General features: G+C 61.5%; 16 protein-coding genes. 12 read left to right on the forward strand and 4 right to left on the reverse strand.

All coding sequences use genetic code 11. From position 1 onward, the window contains the following. Positions 1-339: 339 nt before the first annotated feature. The 7 genes from lepA to acpS all read left to right on the forward strand — a co-directional run bounded on the left by lepA (position 340) and on the right by acpS (position 6890). Positions 340-2139 carry a translation elongation factor 4 gene (gene lepA / locus AC2CGI_RS00390; RefSeq protein ID WP_004929150.1) on the forward strand — a complete coding sequence of 600 codons (1800 nt, stop codon included), beginning with the start codon at positions 340-342 and terminating at the stop codon, positions 2137-2139. Positions 2140-2171: 32 nt separating this feature from the next. Beyond that, entirely contained in the window at positions 2172-3149 is a 978-nt protein-coding gene (gene lepB / locus AC2CGI_RS00395) for a signal peptidase I (RefSeq protein ID WP_021504529.1), read from the forward strand. A 234-nt stretch (positions 3150-3383) separates the two neighbouring features. Beyond that, complete coding sequence (rnc, locus tag AC2CGI_RS00400; protein WP_004929158.1) at positions 3384-4064, forward strand: ribonuclease III; 681 nt, start codon at positions 3384-3386, stop codon at positions 4062-4064. Continuing rightward, positions 4061-4969: a GTPase Era gene (era, locus tag AC2CGI_RS00405; protein WP_004929162.1), complete on the forward strand. Its 909-nt coding sequence runs from the start codon at positions 4061-4063 to the stop codon at positions 4967-4969. The genes rnc and era overlap by 4 nt, the downstream gene beginning before the upstream one ends. A gap of 6 nt (positions 4970-4975) precedes the next feature. Beyond that, on the forward strand, positions 4976-5707 hold the full coding sequence (gene recO / locus AC2CGI_RS00410) for a DNA repair protein RecO (protein WP_015378804.1): 732 nt from the start codon (positions 4976-4978) through the stop codon (positions 5705-5707). Between the two features lie 71 nt (positions 5708-5778). Beyond that, on the forward strand, positions 5779-6510 hold the full coding sequence (gene pdxJ / locus AC2CGI_RS00415; protein WP_004929166.1) for a pyridoxine 5'-phosphate synthase: 732 nt from the start codon (positions 5779-5781) through the stop codon (positions 6508-6510). Continuing rightward, the gene (gene acpS, locus AC2CGI_RS00420; RefSeq protein WP_004929169.1) at positions 6510-6890 is read left to right on the forward strand and encodes a holo-ACP synthase; all 381 of its coding nucleotides are present in this window, start codon (positions 6510-6512) and stop codon (positions 6888-6890) included. Before pdxJ ends, acpS begins: the two co-directional genes overlap by 1 nt. A gap of 46 nt (positions 6891-6936) precedes the next feature. On the opposite strand, the gene AC2CGI_RS00425 is transcribed toward acpS, so the two are convergent. After that, positions 6937-7197, reverse strand: a complete 261-nt coding sequence (locus AC2CGI_RS00425; protein ID WP_033632309.1) for a YfhL family 4Fe-4S dicluster ferredoxin — start codon at positions 7195-7197, stop codon at positions 6937-6939. Positions 7198-7249: 52 nt separating this feature from the next. Further along, positions 7250-8098 carry a MurR/RpiR family transcriptional regulator gene (locus tag AC2CGI_RS00430; protein ID WP_004929178.1) on the reverse strand — a complete coding sequence of 283 codons (849 nt, stop codon included), beginning with the start codon at positions 8096-8098 and terminating at the stop codon, positions 7250-7252. Between the two features lie 167 nt (positions 8099-8265). Here AC2CGI_RS00430 and murQ point away from each other — a divergent pair, with 167 nt between their 5' ends. From murQ to yfhb, 3 genes are read left to right on the forward strand one after another with little or no spacing between them, the layout of a single operon-like run. Then, a complete protein-coding gene (murQ, locus tag AC2CGI_RS00435; protein WP_021504524.1) occupies positions 8266-9159 on the forward strand; it encodes an N-acetylmuramic acid 6-phosphate etherase in 894 nt (297 codons plus the stop codon). 18 nt (positions 9160-9177) lie between these two features. After that, complete coding sequence (locus AC2CGI_RS00440; protein WP_484593929.1) at positions 9178-10545, forward strand: PTS transporter subunit EIIC; 1368 nt, start codon at positions 9178-9180, stop codon at positions 10543-10545. A gap of 3 nt (positions 10546-10548) precedes the next feature. Next, positions 10549-11205: a phosphatidylglycerophosphatase C gene (yfhb, locus tag AC2CGI_RS00445; protein WP_021504522.1), complete on the forward strand. Its 657-nt coding sequence runs from the start codon at positions 10549-10551 to the stop codon at positions 11203-11205. A gap of 45 nt (positions 11206-11250) precedes the next feature. On the opposite strand, the gene AC2CGI_RS00450 is transcribed toward yfhb, so the two are convergent. Next, positions 11251-12303, reverse strand: a complete 1053-nt coding sequence (locus AC2CGI_RS00450) for a DUF2157 domain-containing protein (protein WP_015378797.1) — start codon at positions 12301-12303, stop codon at positions 11251-11253. Positions 12304-12420: 117 nt separating this feature from the next. On the opposite strand from AC2CGI_RS00450, the gene tadA reads away from it, so the two are divergent. Beyond that, complete coding sequence (tadA, locus tag AC2CGI_RS00455) at positions 12421-12927, forward strand: tRNA adenosine(34) deaminase TadA (RefSeq protein WP_015378796.1); 507 nt, start codon at positions 12421-12423, stop codon at positions 12925-12927. Here the strand turns inward: tadA and mltF are convergent, their stop codons facing one another. Next, positions 12928-14388, reverse strand: a complete 1461-nt coding sequence (mltF, locus tag AC2CGI_RS00460; protein WP_004941352.1) for a membrane-bound lytic murein transglycosylase MltF — start codon at positions 14386-14388, stop codon at positions 12928-12930. 278 nt (positions 14389-14666) lie between these two features. On the opposite strand from mltF, the gene purL reads away from it, so the two are divergent. Further along, positions 14667-18557 (forward strand): phosphoribosylformylglycinamidine synthase, encoded by a 3891-nt coding sequence (purL, locus tag AC2CGI_RS00465; protein WP_076741126.1) that lies wholly within the window; start codon positions 14667-14669, stop codon positions 18555-18557. Positions 18558-19303: the final 746 nt, after the last annotated feature.

Below are 19303 nucleotides of genomic sequence, written 5' to 3' on the forward strand. Positions count from 1 at the left end.
CAAATATTCTTTTTTTATAATTTCGGAGAGGGTTTATTGCGCTGTAGCCGGTTATGTATTAGCACCGAAGTTTGACGGCCACGAAGCACCGGCAAGCCTTGGGTTCAGGCCGCATCGTCCGCGTTAACATCTGTTTTCACCCGCCGGGGCGCCCTGTAACATTTAGCGGCGCATAATAGAATGCCTTCACTGCACCGATCGCTAGGTTTTCAGTGGTGTGGCATGTAGAATGCAGCGATTCAGGTGCAAGACGGCCTCACCCATTCACTGTCGCTTTAGGTCCATGCGGGTTTCTATAGGCGAGTAATTCAGAAATACCAAGGCAGAAAAACTTTTATAATGAAGCATATACGAAATTTCTCCATTATTGCCCATATTGACCACGGTAAGTCGACGCTGTCTGACCGCATTATCCAAATCTGCGGTGGCTTGACCGACCGTGAAATGGCTGCGCAGGTGCTCGATTCCATGGATCTGGAGCGCGAGCGCGGCATCACCATCAAGGCGCAGAGCGTGACGCTGGATTATAAAGCGCAGGATGGGCAGACCTATCAGCTTAACTTTATCGACACTCCCGGCCACGTCGACTTCTCCTATGAAGTTTCCCGCTCGCTGGCGGCCTGCGAAGGCGCGCTGCTGGTGGTGGACGCCGGCCAGGGCGTAGAAGCCCAGACGCTGGCCAACTGCTACACCGCGATCGAAATGGATCTGGAAGTGGTGCCGGTGTTGAACAAAATCGACCTGCCGGCCGCAGATCCGGATCGCGCCGCGCAGGAAATCGAAGACATCGTCGGCATCGACGCCACCGATGCGGTGCGCTGCTCGGCCAAAACTGGCGTCGGCGTGCCCGACGTGCTGGAGCGCCTGGTGCGCGACATTCCGCCGCCGCAGGGCGATCCGGATGCGCCGCTGCAGGCGCTGATCATCGACTCCTGGTTCGATAACTACCTGGGCGTCGTGTCGCTGGTGCGCGTCAAGAACGGCACGCTGCGCAAGGGCGACAAGATCAAGGTCATGAGCACCGGCCAGGTGTATAACGCCGATCGTTTGGGCATCTTCACGCCGAAGCAGGTCGATCGCGACGTGCTGAACTGCGGCGAAGTGGGCTGGCTGGTCTGTGCGATCAAAGACATCCTCGGCGCGCCGGTGGGCGATACCCTGACGCAGGCGCGTCAGCCGGCGGATAAAGCGTTGCCGGGCTTCAAGAAAGTGAAGCCGCAGGTGTACGCCGGTCTGTTCCCGATCAGCTCCGACGACTATGAATCTTTCCGTGATGCGCTGGGCAAGCTGAGCCTTAACGACGCCTCCCTGTTCTACGAACCGGAAAGCTCCACCGCGTTGGGCTTCGGCTTCCGCTGCGGCTTCCTCGGTCTGCTGCACATGGAGATCATTCAGGAGCGTCTGGAGCGTGAATACGATCTGGATCTGATCACCACCGCGCCGACGGTAGTCTATGAAGTGGAAACCACCGGCAAGGAAGTGATCTACGTCGACAGCCCATCCAAGCTGCCGCCGTTGAACAACATCCAGGAACTGCGCGAGCCGATCGCCGAATGTCACATGCTGATGCCGCAGGAATACCTGGGCAACGTCATCACCCTGTGCGTTGAGAAGCGCGGCGTGCAGACCAACATGGTCTACCACGGCAACCAGGTGGCGCTGACCTATGAAATCCCGATGGCGGAAGTGGTGCTCGACTTCTTCGACCGCCTGAAGTCCACGTCGCGCGGTTATGCGTCGCTGGATTACAACTTCAAGCGCTTCCAGGCCTCCGACATGGTGCGCGTGGACGTGCTGATCAACAACGAGCGCGTGGATGCGCTGGCGCTGATCACTCACCGCGACAACTCGCAGTACCGCGGCCGTGAATTGGTGGAGAAGATGAAAGATCTGATCCCGCGTCAGCAGTTCGACATCGCGATTCAGGCGGCGATCGGCACGCACATCATCGCGCGCTCCACCGTGAAGCAGCTGCGTAAAAACGTGCTGGCGAAATGCTACGGCGGTGACGTCAGCCGTAAGAAAAAGCTGCTGCAGAAGCAGAAAGACGGTAAGAAGCGCATGAAGCAGGTCGGCAACGTCGAGCTGCCGCAGGAAGCGTTCCTGGCCATTCTGCACGTCGGTAAAGACGGCAAGTAACCGCGACGAGTTCGCGAAACGAGGGAGTTTGCATGGCGAATATGTTTGCCCTGATCCTGGCGTTGGCCACCCTGGTCACCGGGATCATCTGGTGCTTCGAGCGCTTTAAATGGGCGCCGGCCCGCCGCGCGAAGATTGCGGCGGTCAACGCACAGACCGCGGGCGCCGTAGACGATAAAACGCTGGCGAAAGTGGCGAAGCAGCCAGGCTGGGTGGAGACCGGCGCATCGGTCTTCCCGGTGTTGCTGCTGGTGTTTGTGGTGCGTTCGTTTATTTACGAACCGTTCCAGATCCCGTCCGGCTCAATGATGCCGACGCTGTTGATTGGCGATTTCATTCTGGTGGAGAAATATGCCTACGGCATTAAAGATCCGATTACCCAGACGACGCTCATTGAAACCGGCCATCCGAAGCGTGGTGATATTGCGGTATTTAAATATCCGCTGGATCCGAAACTGGATTATATCAAGCGCGTGATTGGCCTGCCGGGCGACCGTATTACTTACGATCCGGTGAATAAGCGCGTCACGGTGCAGCCGTCCTGCAACAGCGGGCAGTCCTGTGATACCGCGCTGGCCGTGACCTACGCCGATGCGCAGCCGAGCGACTTCGTGCAGCTGTTCAGCCGCAGCGGCATGGGCGAGTCCAGCAACGGCTTCTACCAGATCCCGCTGAACGATAACGTGCCGTCGGGCGGCATTCGCATGCGTGAGCGCCAGGAAAGCCTCGGCAACGTCACGCACCGCATCCTGACCGTGCCGGACGCGCAGGATCGGGTGGGCGCTTACTACCAACAGCCGGGCAAACCGTTGGCGGAGTGGGTGGTGCCGGCCGGGCATTACTTCATGATGGGCGACAACCGTGACAACAGCGCGGACAGCCGTTACTGGGGCTTTGTGCCGGAGAAGAATCTGGTGGGCAAAGCCACGGCCATCTGGATGAGCTTTGAAAAACAGGAAGGCGAGTGGCCTACCGGCGTGCGTTTCAGCCGGATCGGCGGCATTCATTAATCGCTGATTTATTCCCTGTCAATTTCACGCCGCAGCCTACTGCGGCGTGAAAGATTAAGAGGATATAAACACAGCATTATGTTTCCACTCGTTGTAGAATACCTTCTCGAGCGATAAAAGTTGGCTCCTGCTGGGAGCCACTGCAAACGAAACAGCTTTGGATCGGCTTTCGGCGAAGCAGGCCTGTTCCGTGTGCTGCAAGTTTTTGACGCATTCTTGATCTATTGGTAACTCATGAACCCCATCGTAATAAACAGGCTGCAGCGGAAGCTGGGCTACACTTTTCAACAGCAGGAGCTTTTACTGCAGGCTTTGACTCACCGCAGCGCCAGCAGTAAACACAATGAACGTCTTGAGTTTCTGGGTGACTCGATTCTGAGCTTTGTCATCGCCAATGCGCTCTATCACCGTTTTCCTCGCGTAGACGAGGGCGACATGAGCCGCATGCGCGCCACGCTGGTGCGCGGCAACACGCTGGCGGAGATGGCGCGCGAGTTTGACCTGGGCGAATGTCTGCGGCTTGGGCCGGGCGAATTGAAAAGTGGTGGGTTCCGCCGCGAGTCAATCCTGGCGGATACGGTGGAGGCATTGATCGGCGGCGTGTTCCTGGACAGCGACATCCAGACCGTCGAGCGTCTGATTTTGGACTGGTATCGCAGCCGGTTGGACGAAATCAGCCCCGGTGATAAGCAGAAAGACCCGAAAACCCGCTTGCAGGAATTTTTGCAGGGGCGTCATCTGCCGTTGCCTTCTTATTTGGTGGTGCAGGTTCGCGGTGAAGCGCACGACCAGGAGTTTACCATCCACTGCCAGGTGAGTGGTTTGAGCGAGCCCGTGGTGGGCACCGGCTCGAGCCGCCGTAAAGCCGAGCAGGCGGCAGCGGAACAAGCGCTGAAAAAGCTGGAGCTTGAATGAGCGAAGTAAAACAACACTGCGGGTTTATCGCCATCGTCGGCCGCCCGAACGTGGGCAAATCGACGTTGCTGAACCAACTGCTGGGGCAGAAGGTTTCCATTACGTCGCGTAAGCCGCAGACGACCCGTCACCGCATCATGGGCATCGACACCGATGGCGCCTATCAGGCGATCTACGTCGATACCCCAGGGCTGCACATCGAAGAAAAACGCGCCATCAACCGTTTGATGAACCGCGCGGCCAGCAGCTCGATCGGCGACGTTGAGCTGGTGATCTTCGTGGTCGAAGGCACCAACTGGACCGCCGACGACGAAATGGTGGTCAACAAGCTGCGCAGCCTGCGCTGCCCGGTATTGCTGGCGATCAACAAGGTCGATAACGTTACCGACAAATCCAAGCTGTTGCCGCACATCGCGTTCCTCAGCCAGCAGATGAACTTCCTCGACGTGGTGCCTATCTCCGCCGAGAAAGGGATGAACGTCGACACCATCGCCGGCATCGTGCGCAAGCTGCTGCCGGAAGCGGAACACCACTTCCCGGAAGATTACATCACCGATCGCTCCCAGCGCTTTATGGCATCCGAGATCATCCGCGAGAAGCTGATGCGTTTCCTGGGCGAAGAGCTGCCGTACTCAGTGACGGTGGAAATCGAACAGTTCGTGGCTAACGATCGCGGCGGCTACGATGTGCACGGCCTGATCCTGGTCGAGCGCGAAGGCCAGAAGAAAATGGTCATCGGCAACAAGGGCGCCAAGATCAAAACCATCGGCATCGAAGCGCGTCAGGACATGGAACAGATGTTCGACGCCAAAGTGCATCTCGAGCTGTGGGTGAAAGTGAAATCCGGTTGGGCGGACGACGAACGTGCGCTGCGCAGCCTGGGCTATGTTGACGATCTGAAGTAACGATCCGTGGACGGCTGGGAGCGCGCTTTCGTCCTGCATGGGCGGCCGTACAGTGAAACCAGTCTGATGCTGGATCTGTTTACCGAAGGTCATGGGCGGGTGCGCTTGCTGGCGAAAGGCGCGCGCAGCCGCCGCTCCAATCTGAAGGGTTGCCTGCAGCCCTTTACCCCCCTGTTAGTGCGCTGGGGCGGCCGCGGCGAAGTGAAAACGCTGCGCAACGCCGAAGCGGTCTCTCTCGGTTTACCCCTCAGCGGCATGATGCTTTACAGCGGCCTGTACGTGAACGAACTGCTGGCGCGCGTGCTGGAGCAGGAAACCAACTACTCGGTGCTGTTCTTCGACTACCTGCAATGCCTGCAGGCGCTGGCGGCGGAAGACAGCTCGCCGGAACAGGCGCTGCGTCAGTTCGAGCTGGCCTTGTTGCAGCACCTGGGTTACGGCCTCGATTTCCTGCACTGCGCCGGCAGCGGCCTGCCGGTGGATGACGCCATGACCTACCGTTACCGCGAAGAGAAAGGCTTTATCGCCAGCCTGGTGGTGGATCACTACAGCTTCACCGGGCGTGAACTGCGCGCGCTGGCGGAGCGGCAGTTTCCCGATGCCGAGACGCTGCGCGCCGCCAAGCGTTTCACCCGCATGGCGCTGAAACCCTACCTCGGCGGCAAACCGTTGAAGAGCCGCGAACTGTTCCGCCAGTTCGTGCGCAAACAGCCGAATACGCCGGTTGACGACGCCTGACCTTTTCCCCTTTTGCCGCCCTGCGCCCGCGTGTAAACTGCTGGCACTGAAAATCGTATTTAGAGGTTGTCATGGCTGATTTGCTGCTGGGCGTCAATATCGATCACATCGCCACGTTACGTAACGCGCGCGGAACCCAATACCCGGATCCGGTTCAGGCGGCATTCATTGCCGAACAGGCGGGGGCCGACGGCATTACCGTGCATCTGCGCGAAGATCGCCGCCACATCACCGACCGCGACGTGCGCTTGCTGCGCCAGACCATCCAGACGCGCATGAACCTGGAGATGGCGGTGACCGACGAGATGCTGGACATCGCCATTGAGCTGCAGCCGCATTTCTGCTGCCTGGTGCCGGAAAAACGCGAGGAAGTGACCACCGAAGGCGGCCTGGACGTCGCCGGCCAGCTGGACAAAATGAGCGTGGCGGTCGAGCGCCTGGCGCAGGCGGGTATTTTGGTCTCGCTGTTCATCGATCCCGATCATCGCCAGATCGACGCGGCGGTGGCGGTGGGCGCCCCTTATATCGAAATCCACACCGGCGCCTACGCGGAAGCGCAGGGCGAGCTGGCGGTACAGGCCGAGCTGCACCGCATCGCGGTCGCCGCCGCCTACGCGGCCGAGAAGGGGCTGAAGGTCAACGCCGGCCACGGCCTGACCTACCATAACGTGCAGCCGATCGCCGCGCTGCCGGAAATGCACGAGCTGAACATCGGCCATGCGATTATCGGCCAGGCGGTGATGAGCGGGCTGCCGGCCGCGGTTGCCGACATGAAAGTGCTGATGCGGGAAGCGCGCCGGTAATGGCGGTGCTCGGGCTGGGTACCGACATCGTCGAGATGGCGCGTATCGAAGCGGTGGTGGAGCGCAGCGGCGATCGTCTGGCGCGCCGCGTGCTGAGCGACGCCGAATGGGCGCTGTACCAGCAGCACCAGCAGCCGATTCGCTTTCTGGCCAAGCGTTTCGCGGTGAAAGAGGCCGCCGCCAAGGCGTTCGGCACCGGCATTCGCAACGGCCTGGCGTTCAACCAGTTTGAGGTGTTCAACGATGCGTTGGGCAAACCGAATATTCGTTTGCACGGCCGCGCCGCCGAGCTGGCGGGGGAGATGGGGGTCACCGCGATCCACGTTTCGCTGGCCGATGAAAGGCGCTATGCCTGTGCGACGGTGATCGTCGAAAGCTGAAAATAGAAAGGGCGCCCTGCGGCGCCCTTGTCAGTCCTGCGGCGGGTTAAATGCGATCGGCGTGGTGCAACACCACGAACTTGTCCCACAGCTGTTCGTTGGTCTCACGATGCTGCGGATCGGTGATAATGGTGTTGTCGATGGGGCAGACCTGCTGACAGGTTGGCGTATCGTAATGGCCAACGCACTCGGTGCAGCGATCGGTATCGATCTGGTAGATCTCATCGCCCATCGAAATTGCCTGGTTCGGGCATTCCGGCTCGCACATGTCGCAGTTGATGCATTTGCGTGTGATTAGCAGGGCCATGGCGTATCTCTCATTATTAACAGGGGTATTTTCGCAGCGGCAATTATACCGGTCAAACCAACTTTTTCATTAACTGTTCGCTGTGTTTGATGCGATCGCGGGCATGATCGAGATCGTGCTGGATCAGCGCCATAAACAGCAGGTCGGTGAGGGCGAACTGAGCCGTGCTGGAGGAGATGGCCGCGCTGCGGGTGTGGGGTTCTTCGGCGATGGTATAGAGGCAGTGGTCCGCGCGTTGCTGCAGGCCGTTGGGCGAGAAGCTGGTCAGCGCCAGCACCCTGGCGCCGGCCTGGCGCGCTTCTTCCGCCGCCAGATTGATTTCACGCCGCTCGCCGCTGAAGGAGATAGCCAGCAGCAGATCGCGTTTGTCCAGCGCCTGCACCGCCGCCAGCTGGACGTGCATATCCGCTTCGGCCACCGCCATCACGCCAATTTTCAGCAGCTTGAAGGAAAAATCCTTGGCCACCAGCCCGGAGGCGCCGATGCCGATCAGCATCACCCGGCGCGCCTGGCGCAGCATGTCCAGCGCCTGGTGCAGCCGCTCTTCGCTGTTGATGTCGAGCGTCGCGCGCAGCGCCGCCTGCTTTTCCGCCAGCAGCTTTTCACCGACGATTTTCAGCGTATCGCTGCTGAGGATGTGGTTGTGAACGGTCACCACTGGCTCGGCCTGCGGTTGGGCCAGCGTTTCGCTCAGCGCCAGCTTCAGCGCTGGAAAGCCTTTATAGCCCAGCTTTTGGGCGAACTTCACCACGCTCGACTGGCTGATGCCGGCCAACTGAGCCAGTTTTTGCGAGCTGAGATGGCGCGCCTGCTCGGCGTTATTCAGCAGAAAGTCCGCCAGCTTACGGTCGTTTTGCGCCAGTGTCGGATACATCTGGCGAATGCGCAGAAGGGTACTCATTGTTCTTTCCCTGGAAACCAGCGGCCATTTTGCCATGCAGAGGGCGAAAACGCGCGGTGAAAATTTTTGTGAGCTCACCGTTAAAATAGCAAATAGCGCTCGCTTTGTTGAATAAAATATTCAAATATTGATTTAATTTTGTGAATTAAAAATTCAAAGGTGAACAGATGAACTTAGGCGCACTGGTATCGGAAACCCGCAACCCGGCCACCATGGGGCTGGATGAAATGTCGACGCTGGACATGGTTCGTTGCTTTAACCAGGAAGATCGCAAGGTGCCGGAGGCTATCGAAAAGGTGTTGCCGGCGATCGCGCAGGCGGTCGATTTAGCCGCGGCGGCGTTGAAGGCCGGCGGCCGGTTGATTTATTTGGGCGCCGGCACCAGTGGTCGCCTGGGCGTATTGGACGCCTCCGAGTGTCCGCCGACCTTCGGCGTGCCGCACGGCGTGGTGGTGGGGCTAATCGCCGGCGGGCCGGGCGCGCTGCTCAAAGCGGTGGAGGGGGCGGAAGATGACGAGGCCCTGGGCGAGGCCGACCTCAGAGCGCTGAACCTCACCGCCGTCGATATGGTGGTGGGGCTGGCGGCCTCGGGGCGCACGCCCTACGTGATCGGCGCACTGCGCTATGCGCGCGGGCTGGGCTGCCCGACGGCGGCCATCTCCTGCAACCCGGATTCGCCGATTGCGCACGAAGCACAGGTGGCGATTTCGCCGGTGGTGGGGCCGGAGGCGCTGACCGGCTCAACGCGCCTGAAATCCGGCACCGCGCAGAAACTGGTACTCAACATGCTGTCGACCGGTGCGATGGTCAAACTGGGCAAGGTCTACCAGAACCTGATGGTGGACGTGAAGGCCACCAACGTCAAACTGGTGGATCGCGCCTGCCGCATCGTGATGGAGGCCACCGGCGCCGAACGCGCTCAGGCGGAGGCGGCGTTGGCGCAGACCGGCTTTGAGGTCAAACCGGCGATCCTGATGATTTTAGCCGGCGTCAGCGCCGAAGAGGCGCAGCAGCGGCTGCAGCGGCACGATGGCTACCTGCGCGCGGCGCTGGCGCGTTAATTTACGGTGGGGGCGGCGATGGACAAGACAACGGCATTGGCGACACAGATCCTGGCGGGCGTGGGGGGCGAGGGCAATATCCTCAAACTGGAAAACTGCATGACGCGGGTGCGCGTCGAGGTCAGCGATGAGCAGCGCCTGGATCTGGCCGCCCTCAAGCAGCTGCCGGGGGTGAAGGGCTATATCAAGCAGGGTGAACAGCATCAGTTTATCGTCGGCCCGGGCGCCGCCGCCAAGGTGGTGGACGCCATGCGCGGGCTGTTGAGCGGTGATGCGCAGCCCGTTGCCGCCGTCGGTGACGCCGCCCGCACCAAGGCGCAGGCCAAGCAAAAATACGCTGCGCCGATGAGCGGCGCGCTGAAAAAGCTGGCCGACGTTTTTATTCCGCTGATCCCGGCGTTTATCGCCTCGGGGCTGATCACCGGCATCATCAACCTGCTGAAGCGGCCCGACATCGCCGGACAGTTGGCGTTGGACTACCCGAACGCGCTGGGGCTGCTGGCGATCTTCGGCAGCGCGGTATTCGCCATTATGAACATTCTGGTCGGGGTGAACGCCGCGCGGGTGTTTGGCGGTTCGCAAGCGATGGGCGGCGTGATGGCCGGCATTCTCTCCAGTCCGGCGCTGGCGCAGATCACCCTGTTCGGGGAGGCGCTGCAGCCGGGGCGCGGCGGGGTGATCGCCGTATTGTTGGTGGTGGCGTTGATGTGCTGGGTGGAGAAACGCCTGCGCACGCTGCTGCCGGAGTCGGTCGAACTGATCCTCAATCCGCTGCTGACCACGCTGGTCACCGCCTCGTTGGCGATCCTGATCCTGCAGCCGATCGGTGGCGCCATTTCCGATGCCATCGCCCACGGCGCCAATCTGGCGATCGACAAGGGCGGGCTGCTGGTGGGGGCGTTGCTCTCGGGGCTGTTCCTGCCGCTGGTGCTCTCCGGCTTGCACCAGGGGCTGGTGCCGATCCACGTCGAGCTGGTGCAGGCGCACGGTTCCAACCCGCTGCTGCCGATCCTGGCGATGGCCGGCGTCGGTCAGGTGGGGGCGGCGCTGGCGGTGCTGCTAAAAACCCGCAACGCGCGGCTGAAGAAGGTGATCAAAGGGGCGTTGCCGGTCGGCATTCTCGGCATCGGCGAGCCGCTGATCTTCGGGGTGGCGCTGCCGCTGGGCCGGCCGTTTATCGGCGCCTGCCTCGGCGGCGCGGTAGGCGGCGCGCTGATCAGCTACTGGAAGGTGGCGACGGTCATCACCTTCGGCATTTCGGGGCTGCCTTTGGCGTTGACCATCGTCTCAGGTAAGGTGATGTTGTATCTGGCGGGGATGCTGATTACGATTATCGCCGGTTTTCTCTTCACCTGGATGATGGGGTTCGACGATCCCGAGGAGTAGCGTTTGAACGACAAGCAGCAACCGTCGGCCGCAGCAGGGCGCCGCGTGGTCTTTTTCGATCTGGACGGCACTCTGCATCAGGAGGATATGTTCGGCAGTTTCTTGCGCTTTCTGCTGCGCCGCCTACCGCTGAACCTGCTGCTGGTAATACCGCTGCTGCCGCCGATCGGGTTGGCGCTGCTGCTGCTGGGGCGCGCCGCGCGCTGGCCGATGAGCCAGCTGCTGTGGGCGATTACTTTCGGGCGTTCTGAAGCGACGCTGAAGGCGCTGGAGCGGCAGTTTATCGAGGCTTTCCGCCAGAAGGTGACCGCGTTTCCGGTGGTGCAAATGCGGCTGCGGCAGTATCTGGAGGAGCACGATGCCGAAGTGTGGCTGATTACCGGCTCGCCGGAGCAACTGGTGGAGCAGGTGTATCGGGATTCGGCGTTTCTGCCGCGGGTGCGGTTGATCGGCAGCCGCATCACGCGCCGCTGCGGCGGTTGGGTCTTGACCCTGCGCTGCCTGGGGGCGCAGAAAGTGGTGCAGCTGGAACAGCGGCTCGGCGCGCCGCTGAAGCTGTACAGCGGTTACAGCGACAGCAAGCAGGATAATCCACTGCTGTTCTTTTGCGAGCACCGCTGGCGGGTGAGCAAGCAGGGCGAGCTGCAGCAGCTGGAATAAACAAAGGGCGGAGAATTCCGCCCTTTGCTGTTATCGCTGCCGCGATCAGTCGTCGGTTACGTCGTGTGGTTTGCGCCCGAGCTGCCAAATCTTTTCCGCATAATGCCCCAACGCCCACAGGCTCAGGCCGAGCAGCGCGAAGAAAATCGTTTTCGGCATGCTGTCCCAGAAAAACTCGAACAGGCGGGTATAGAGGTTGATGCCGAGGAAGGTCAGCCCGAAACCGCGCAGCATGGCGTCGTCATGCTTCAACCCCAGCCAGATGGCGACGAGGGCGGCCAGCCCGAACAGCAGGCTCCAGTGGAACAGCTCAATCTGGCGCGCGCGGTACCAGCTGTCGAGATCGCCGTAGTTGCCGAAGATGGACAGCAGCCACAGCGCGATGAACAGGTACAGCAGGCCCATCGCCAGCGACACCCGCTGCAGGCCGCGCTGCGCCAAGAGCGGCCGCAGCAGCAATGCGGCGGCGATCAGCACCCCGCCGAAGGCGATAAAGCGAATCGGGTAGCTCATGCCGAGCCAGTAGGCGCCCCAGCCGGACAGGTAGCCGGTCTCGGCGCCGAAGGCATTGCCGAGCGACAGCAGGGCGAACCACCATACCAGCCCGGAGCGGCTGAACCAGCCGATCGCGCCGTACAGCAGCGCGGCGACCAGCAGCAGCACGGAAACCCGCCCGCTGCCGTTGTCCAGCCAGACGCCCAGTTGCCATAAGGCGCAGGCGGTGAGCAACACGGCGACAAACAGCGCCGCCTCATTGCCGTAGCGTTTTTCCGGATGGCGTTGACGACGACGCAGCGCCCAAACGTAGGCCAGCGCCGCCAGTACGCCGGCGATCGCCATGCGCACCGGCGCGTCGAAGCGGAACAGTTCGCTCAGCCATGCAAGCAGTTCGCTGTCGGCGAACAGGCTGGTGACGGCGATCAGCAGCGAGGCCAGCGCGGCGAGAAACGCATAGCGCGCCAGTCGCCGCCAGTCGAAAGGTTGCACGTCCACATGCTGCAGCAGTTGCTGCCGTTGTTCGGGCGTCATGGCGCCTTCCCCAACCCAACCGTCCAGCGCCTTGCGCACCACGACGGCGTTCTTTTTACTGAGTTTCATGCTTCTTGTCCCTGAATCATCGGCCGATTCGGCCAGTATAGCCATTGGCGGGCGGCTACGACAAAGGGAGGCTAGTGTGTATAATGCCCGCCGCAAAAGCGCACGAGGAATTATGCGATGACTGAATATAACGATGAGTACTGGATGCGTCAGGCATTGCAGCTGGCCCTGCGCGCGCAGGAAGAGGGCGAGGTGCCGGTGGGTGCGCTGCTGGTGCTGGACAATCAGGTCATCGGCGAGGGCTGGAACCGGCCGATCGGCCGCCACGATCCTACCGCACACGCCGAGATCATGGCGCTGCGCCAGGGCGGCGCGGTGCTGCAAAACTATCGCCTGCTGAACGCCACGCTGTACGTCACGCTGGAGCCCTGCGTGATGTGCGCCGGCGCGATGGTGCACAGCCGCATCCGCCGGTTGGTGTACGGCGCCGCCGACGAGAAAACCGGCGCGGCCGGCTCGCTGGTGGACATTTTGCGCCATCCGGGCATGAACCATCAGGTGGAGATCGTCTCGGGCGTGCTGGCGGACGAATGCGCCGCCACCCTGAGCAATTTCTTCCGCCTGCGCCGCGAACAGAAAAAAGCGCTCAGGCTGGCGCAGCGGGCGGCGGATAAGCCGGAATAATCAGTAGTTGAGCGCCAGTTCCGGCATCACCGTCGGGTAGCCTTTCCCCAACGCTTCCTGCTCGGCGGCCGCTTGCGCCGCCTTTCTCTCTTTTTCCTGCAGATAGCCCACCAGGCTGACCTGATAGCGGCGGATGTTTTCTACATAGTTGTAGGCTTCACGCCCGCGCGCATAGCCGTAGGTCAGCTGCGGGTAGTAGCGCTTTTGGCTGAGCATCGGCAGGCGCTGTTTGACGTCGACCCAGCTGTCCGGGTTGCCTTTTTGCGTCTTGGTCAGCTTGCGCGCGTCCAGCATATGGCCCCACCCCATGTTGTAGGCCGCCAGCGAGAACCAGATGCGCTCGTCTTCCGGCACGCTGTCCGGCACCTTGGCCATCAGCCGCTGCAGGTACAGGGCGCCGCCCTGAATGCTCTCTTCCGGATCGAGGCGATCGTTGACCCCCAGGCCGTCGGCGGTGGCGCGGGTCAGCATCATCAGGCCGCGCACGCCGGTGGGGGAAGTGGCCTGCGGATTCCAGTGCGATTCCTGATAGGCGATGGCCGCCAGCAGCTTCCAGTCGATCTCGTTGGCGTGCTTCTCGAACAACGGGCGGAAGTTGGGCAGCACCGAATCGATGGCCGACAGGAAGGTTTTGGTGTCCACATAGTCGAAGCTGCCGACGTGGCCGAGGTATTTCTCTTCCAGCCGCGCCAGGGTGCCGTCGTCCACCATCTGACTGTAGAAATCCAGCATCGCCGCGTACAGGCTGTCGTCGCCGTCGCGTTTGAGGTACCAGGTGACCGGCTCTTCGTCGGTGACGTCGAACGCCACCGCCAGCTGCGGATGGATGCGCTGCAGCAGCGCGATGGTCACCGAATCGCCGAGGGTATAGTCCAGCTTGCCGTCGGCCACCCGCTCCAGCAGTTCTTTGGAGGTGAGATCGCTGGAGGACTCCCAGGCGAGATCCGGGTATTTATCCTGTTTGAGCTGCTTTAGCGTGCTGACGTGCGCGGAACCGGAGGCGACCGCCAGCTTGCCTTTGATGTCGGCGAAGCTTTTCGGCCGCGGGGTGCCCAGCCGGTACACCAGCTGTTGGGAAACGGAGTAGTAGGCCGGGCCGGTGCGCGCGCGGCTGAGGCGCTCCTGGTTGTAGATCAGGCCCGCCGCCAGCAGGTCGGCGTCGTCGTCGTCCAGATCGTCGAACAGGTCATTGATGTTCTGATGGGGGATCACCACCAGTTTTACCCCGAGGTAGTTGGCGAAGCGCTTGGCCAGTTCGTAGTCGAGCCCACCCGGCCCTTGCTTGGTGTTGAAATAGGTCAGCGGTGAATTCAGCGTGCTGATACGCAACTCGCCGCGGGAAATGATCTCCTGGAGTTGCCCGCCCTGGCCGCTGCGCCAGGTGATGTTGGGCCACAGCGCGAGAGCCAGAAGCAGAGTGACAACGCCGATGAGGATGTAGTTTATTTTAAGACGTTTCAAATAGTTATCCAGTGGTGGCACAGGTACGCCGGCGACGACAACCGCGACTTTTCTCATGGTTAAATCACCAGTGCGGGGGGCATTTTGCGCAACAAAACGCCAGTGTGCAACTTTATTGACACGTTATGACAATTCGACGGTGCGGCACGCTTTTATCAATAATCCCTACGCAAACGGTTTCGTCGGCGCCGAGGATTCTCTATAATGACGCGCGTTTTCCCCTGTTGCGCCCAATGAAGCGTCTTATCCTTCGCTTCGAAGACGAGAGAACTTTGATTATGGAAATTCTGCGTGGTTCGCCCGCTTTATCGGCTTTTCGCATTACCAAACTGCTGTCCCGCTGCCAGGACGCTCACCTGCCCGTCAGTGATATCTACGCCGAGTACGTCCACTTTGCCGATGTCAGCGCACCGCTAAGTGCCGAAGAACACGCCAAGCTTCAGCGTCTGCTCAAGTACGGTCCTTCTCTCGCCGAACACGCCCCTGAAGGCCGGCTGCTGCTGGTTACGCCGCGTCCGGGCACCATTTCTCCCTGGTCTTCCAAAGCCACCGACATCGCCCACAACTGCGGTCTGCAACAGGTGCTGCGGCTGGAGCGCGGTCTGGCGTTCTACGTCAAGGCGCCTGAACTGACGGAAGCCCAGTGGCGGCAGCTCGCTGCGCTGCTGCACGACCGCATGATGGAAACCGTCTTCAGCGAGCTGCAACAGGCCGAACAGCTGTTCGCGCACCATCAGCCGGCGCCGTATCAGTCGGTCGACGTGCTGGGCGCAGGGCGCGCCGCGCTGGAGCAGGCCAACGTTCGGCTCGGCCTGGCGCTGGCGCAGGATGAGATCGACTACCTGCTGAATGCCTTTACCGGTTTGGGGCGCAACCCGACGGATATCGAACTTTATATGTTCGCGCAGGCTAACTCCGAGCACTGCCGCCACAAGATTTTCAACGCCGACTGGATCATCGACGGCGAGCAGCAGCCCAAGTCGCTGTTCAAAATGATCAAGAATACCTACGAGCAGACGCCGGACTACGTGCTGTCGGCGTATAAAGACAACGCCGCCGTGATGGAAGGTTCGCAGGTCGGCCGCTTCTTCGCCGCGCCGGAGAACGGCACGTACGATTACCATCAGGAAGACGCGCACATCCTGATGAAGGTGGAAACTCACAACCACCCGACGGCGATTTCGCCGTGGCCGGGCGCCGCGACCGGCTCCGGCGGCGAGATCCGCGACGAGGGCGCCACCGGCCGCGGCGCCAAGCCGAAGGCCGGCCTGGTGGGCTTCTCGGTGTCCAACCTGCGCATTCCCGGCTTTGAACAGCCGTGGGAGCAGGACTTCGGCAAGCCGGAACGCATCGTCACCGCACTGGACATCATGACCGAAGGCCCGCTGGGCGGCGCGGCGTTCAACAACGAATTCGGTCGCCCGGCGCTGCTGGGCTACTTCCGCACCTATGAAGAGCGCGTCAACAGCCATAACGGCGTCGAGCTGCGCGGCTACCACAAACCGATCATGCTGGCGGGCGGCATCGGCAACATCCGCGCCGATCACGTGCAGAAAGGGGAAATCACCGTCGGCGCCAAGCTGGTGGTGCTGGGCGGCCCGGCGATGAATATCGGCCTGGGCGGCGGCGCGGCGTCCTCGATGGCGTCCGGCCAGTCCGATGCCGATCTGGACTTCGCTTCGGTGCAGCGCGACAACCCGGAAATGGAACGCCGCTGTCAGGAAGTGATCGACCGCTGCTGGCAGCTGGGCGACCAGAACCCGATCCTGTTTATCCATGACGTCGGCGCCGGCGGCCTGTCCAACGCCATGCCGGAGCTGGTGAGCGACGGCGGCCGCGGTGGGCGCTTCGAGCTGCGCGATATCCTCAACGACGAGCCGGGCATGAGCCCGCTGGAAGTGTGGTGCAACGAATCGCAGGAACGTTACGTGATGGCGATCGCCCCGGCGCAGATGGCGCAGTTCGACGAGATCTGCCGCCGCGAGCGCGCGCCTTATGCGGTGATCGGTGAAGCGACCGAAGAACAGCACCTGACGCTGAACGACCGCCACTTCGACAACCAACCGATCGACATGCCGCTGGACGTGCTGCTCGGCAAAACGCCGAAGATGACCCGCGATGTCACCCGTCTGCAGGCGCAGGGCCAGGCGGTGCAGCGTGGGGACATCACGCTGGCCGACGCGGTGAAGCGCGTGCTGCATCTGCCGGCCGTCGCGGAGAAAACCTTCCTGATCACCATCGGCGACCGCACCGTCACCGGCATGGTGGCGCGTGACCAAATGGTCGGCCCGTGGCAGATCCCGGTGGCCGACTGCGCGGTCACCACCGCCAGCCTGGACAGCTATTACGGCGAGGCGATGTCGATCGGCGAACGCGCGCCGGTGGCGCTGCTGGACTTCGCCGCTTCCGGCCGCCTGGCGGTCGGGGAAGCGCTGACCAACCTGGCCGCCACGGAAATCGGCAGCCTGAAGCGCGTGAAGCTGTCCGCCAACTGGATGGCCGCCGCCGGCCACCCGGGTGAAGACGCCGGCCTGTACGAAGCGGTGAAAGCGGTGGGCGAAGAGCTGTGCCCGGCGCTGGGCATCACCATTCCGGTGGGCAAAGACTCCATGTCGATGAAAACCCGCTGGCAGGAAGGCGACGAACAGCGCGAAATGACCTCGCCGCTGTCGCTGGTCATCACCGCCTTTGCCCGCGTGGAAGACGTGCGCCACACCGTGACGCCGCAATTGCGCACCGATAAGGGCGACAGCGCACTGCTGTTGATCGATCTGGGCAACGGCCATAACGCGCTGGGCGCTACCGCGCTGGCGCAGGTTTATCGCCAACTGGGCGACAAACCGGCCGATGTGCGCGATGTCGCGCAGCTGGCGGGCTTCTTCAACGCCATGCAGCAGCTGGTGGCCGATCGCGCGCTGCTGGCTTATCACGACCGCGCCGACGGCGGCCTGCTGGTGACGCTGGCGGAGATGGCCTTTGCCGGTCACTGCGGCGTAGAGGTTAACCTCGATGGCCTCGGCGACGATGCGCTGGCGGTGCTGTTCAACGAAGAGCTGGGCGCGGTGATCCAGGTGAGCGCCGAACGTCTCGACGAGGTGAAGCAGGCGTTCGCTCAGCATGGGCTGACCGACAACGTGCATCAGATCGGCAGCGCGCAGGCCGGCGATCGTTTCGTCATCAACCAACATGGCAAGGCGTTGTACAGCGAAAGCCGCAATACGCTGCGCACCTGGTGGGCGGAAACCACCTGGCAGATGCAGCGCCTGCGCGACAACCCGGCGTGCGCCGATCAGGAACATCAGGCCAAGCAGGATGAACAAGATCCCGGCCTGAACGTGAAGCTGACCTTCGCACCTGAGGAAGACATCGCTGCGCCGTACATCGCCAAGGGCGCTCGCCCGAAAGTGGCGGTGCTGCGCGAGCAGGGGGTGAACTCCCACGTTGAAATGGCGGCGGCGTTCCACCGCGCCGGCTTTGACGCCGTGGACGTGCACATGAGCGATCTGCTGGCCGGGCGCCGCGATCTGCAGGACTTCCACACGCTGGTGGCCTGCGGCGGCTTCTCTTACGGCGACGTCCTGGGCGCCGGCGAAGGCTGGGCGAAGTCTATCCTGTTCAACGAGCGGGTGCGCGACGAGTTTGAAGCGTTCTTCCACCGTCCGCAGACGCTGGCGCTGGGCGTGTGCAACGGCTGCCAGATGATGTCCAACCTGCGTGAGCTGATCCCGGGCGCCGAACACTGGCCGCGCTTCGTGCGCAACCTGTCGGATCGCTTCGAGGCGCGCTTCAGCCTGGTGGAAGTGGCGGCCAGCCCGTCGCTGTTCATGCAGGGCATGACCGGCTCGCGCATGCCGATCGCCGTTTCCCACGGTGAAGGGCACGTCGAAGTGCGCGATGCGGCGCATCTGGCGGCGTTGGAAAGCCACGGCCTGGTGGCGCTGCGTTTCGTCAACAACGCCGGTCAGGTGACGGAAGCTTACCCGGCTAATCCGAACGGTTCGCCGAACGGCATCACCGCCGTGACCAGCGCCAACGGGCGCGCCACGGTGATGATGCCGCACCCGGAGCGCGTGTTCCGCACTGTCAGTAACTCTTGGCACCCGGAAGAGTGGGGCGAGGACAGCCCGTGGATGCGTATGTTCCGCAACGCCCGTAAGCAGCTGGGCTAAAAACGGTCACCACCGTACAGAGGGCGCAAGCAATTGCGCCCTTTTTTATGGCCGGCGTTCGCCGTCTGGCGGCAGTGTCTGCATTTTGCGACAAGCGCTATTTCCCCTGTCGCCAAATGGAGACGTTTAACTAATTGATTTTATTGTAGGTAAGCAGGTTTGACTTTAGTTGTCTGCATTTGGCGACAGCACGGCGTTTTTTTCATCGCTCATCAGTGCGTAATGGGTGGGGGAATTTGCTGATGTAATTTTATTTTTAAATAAAATCATTGTGTTATTATTTTTATTGCAAAGTTGGCACGCTACGTGCATTATTCTTGGCGGCTGCTCATTCACCTTTTTATGACGGCGCCGTAATTAGACGGCAAATCGCCTCATAAGCCTCCGAATGATGCCAAAGAAATGGTGCCTATCGTCCAACCAAACCGATAACAGACCGCGCAAGCGGCTTTATCAAGCATCGGGCGACACGTGGAGTGAGGCACCGCCTGTATCCAACTGTGATGAAGGGTTCATCAATCCTGGATACTTACGGATGCTATTCGTCCTGTTCGATGCCAGCCGCTGCGCTACATCACCCTGGGGACGAGGTTTAAGGGCATCCACACTTTCCTTGCGTTGGGGCAAGTTTCTTGCCCCGATGTCAATTCTCAACGCTGCGCTATGCCCGTTTCGTTGCCTATGCCCTCGAACGCAGACGCTATCCCCACACTCTCGTTTTCGCGCCGGTTGATGTTACCGGGGCC

The organism is Serratia sp. LSHTC3, from assembly GCF_057197125.1.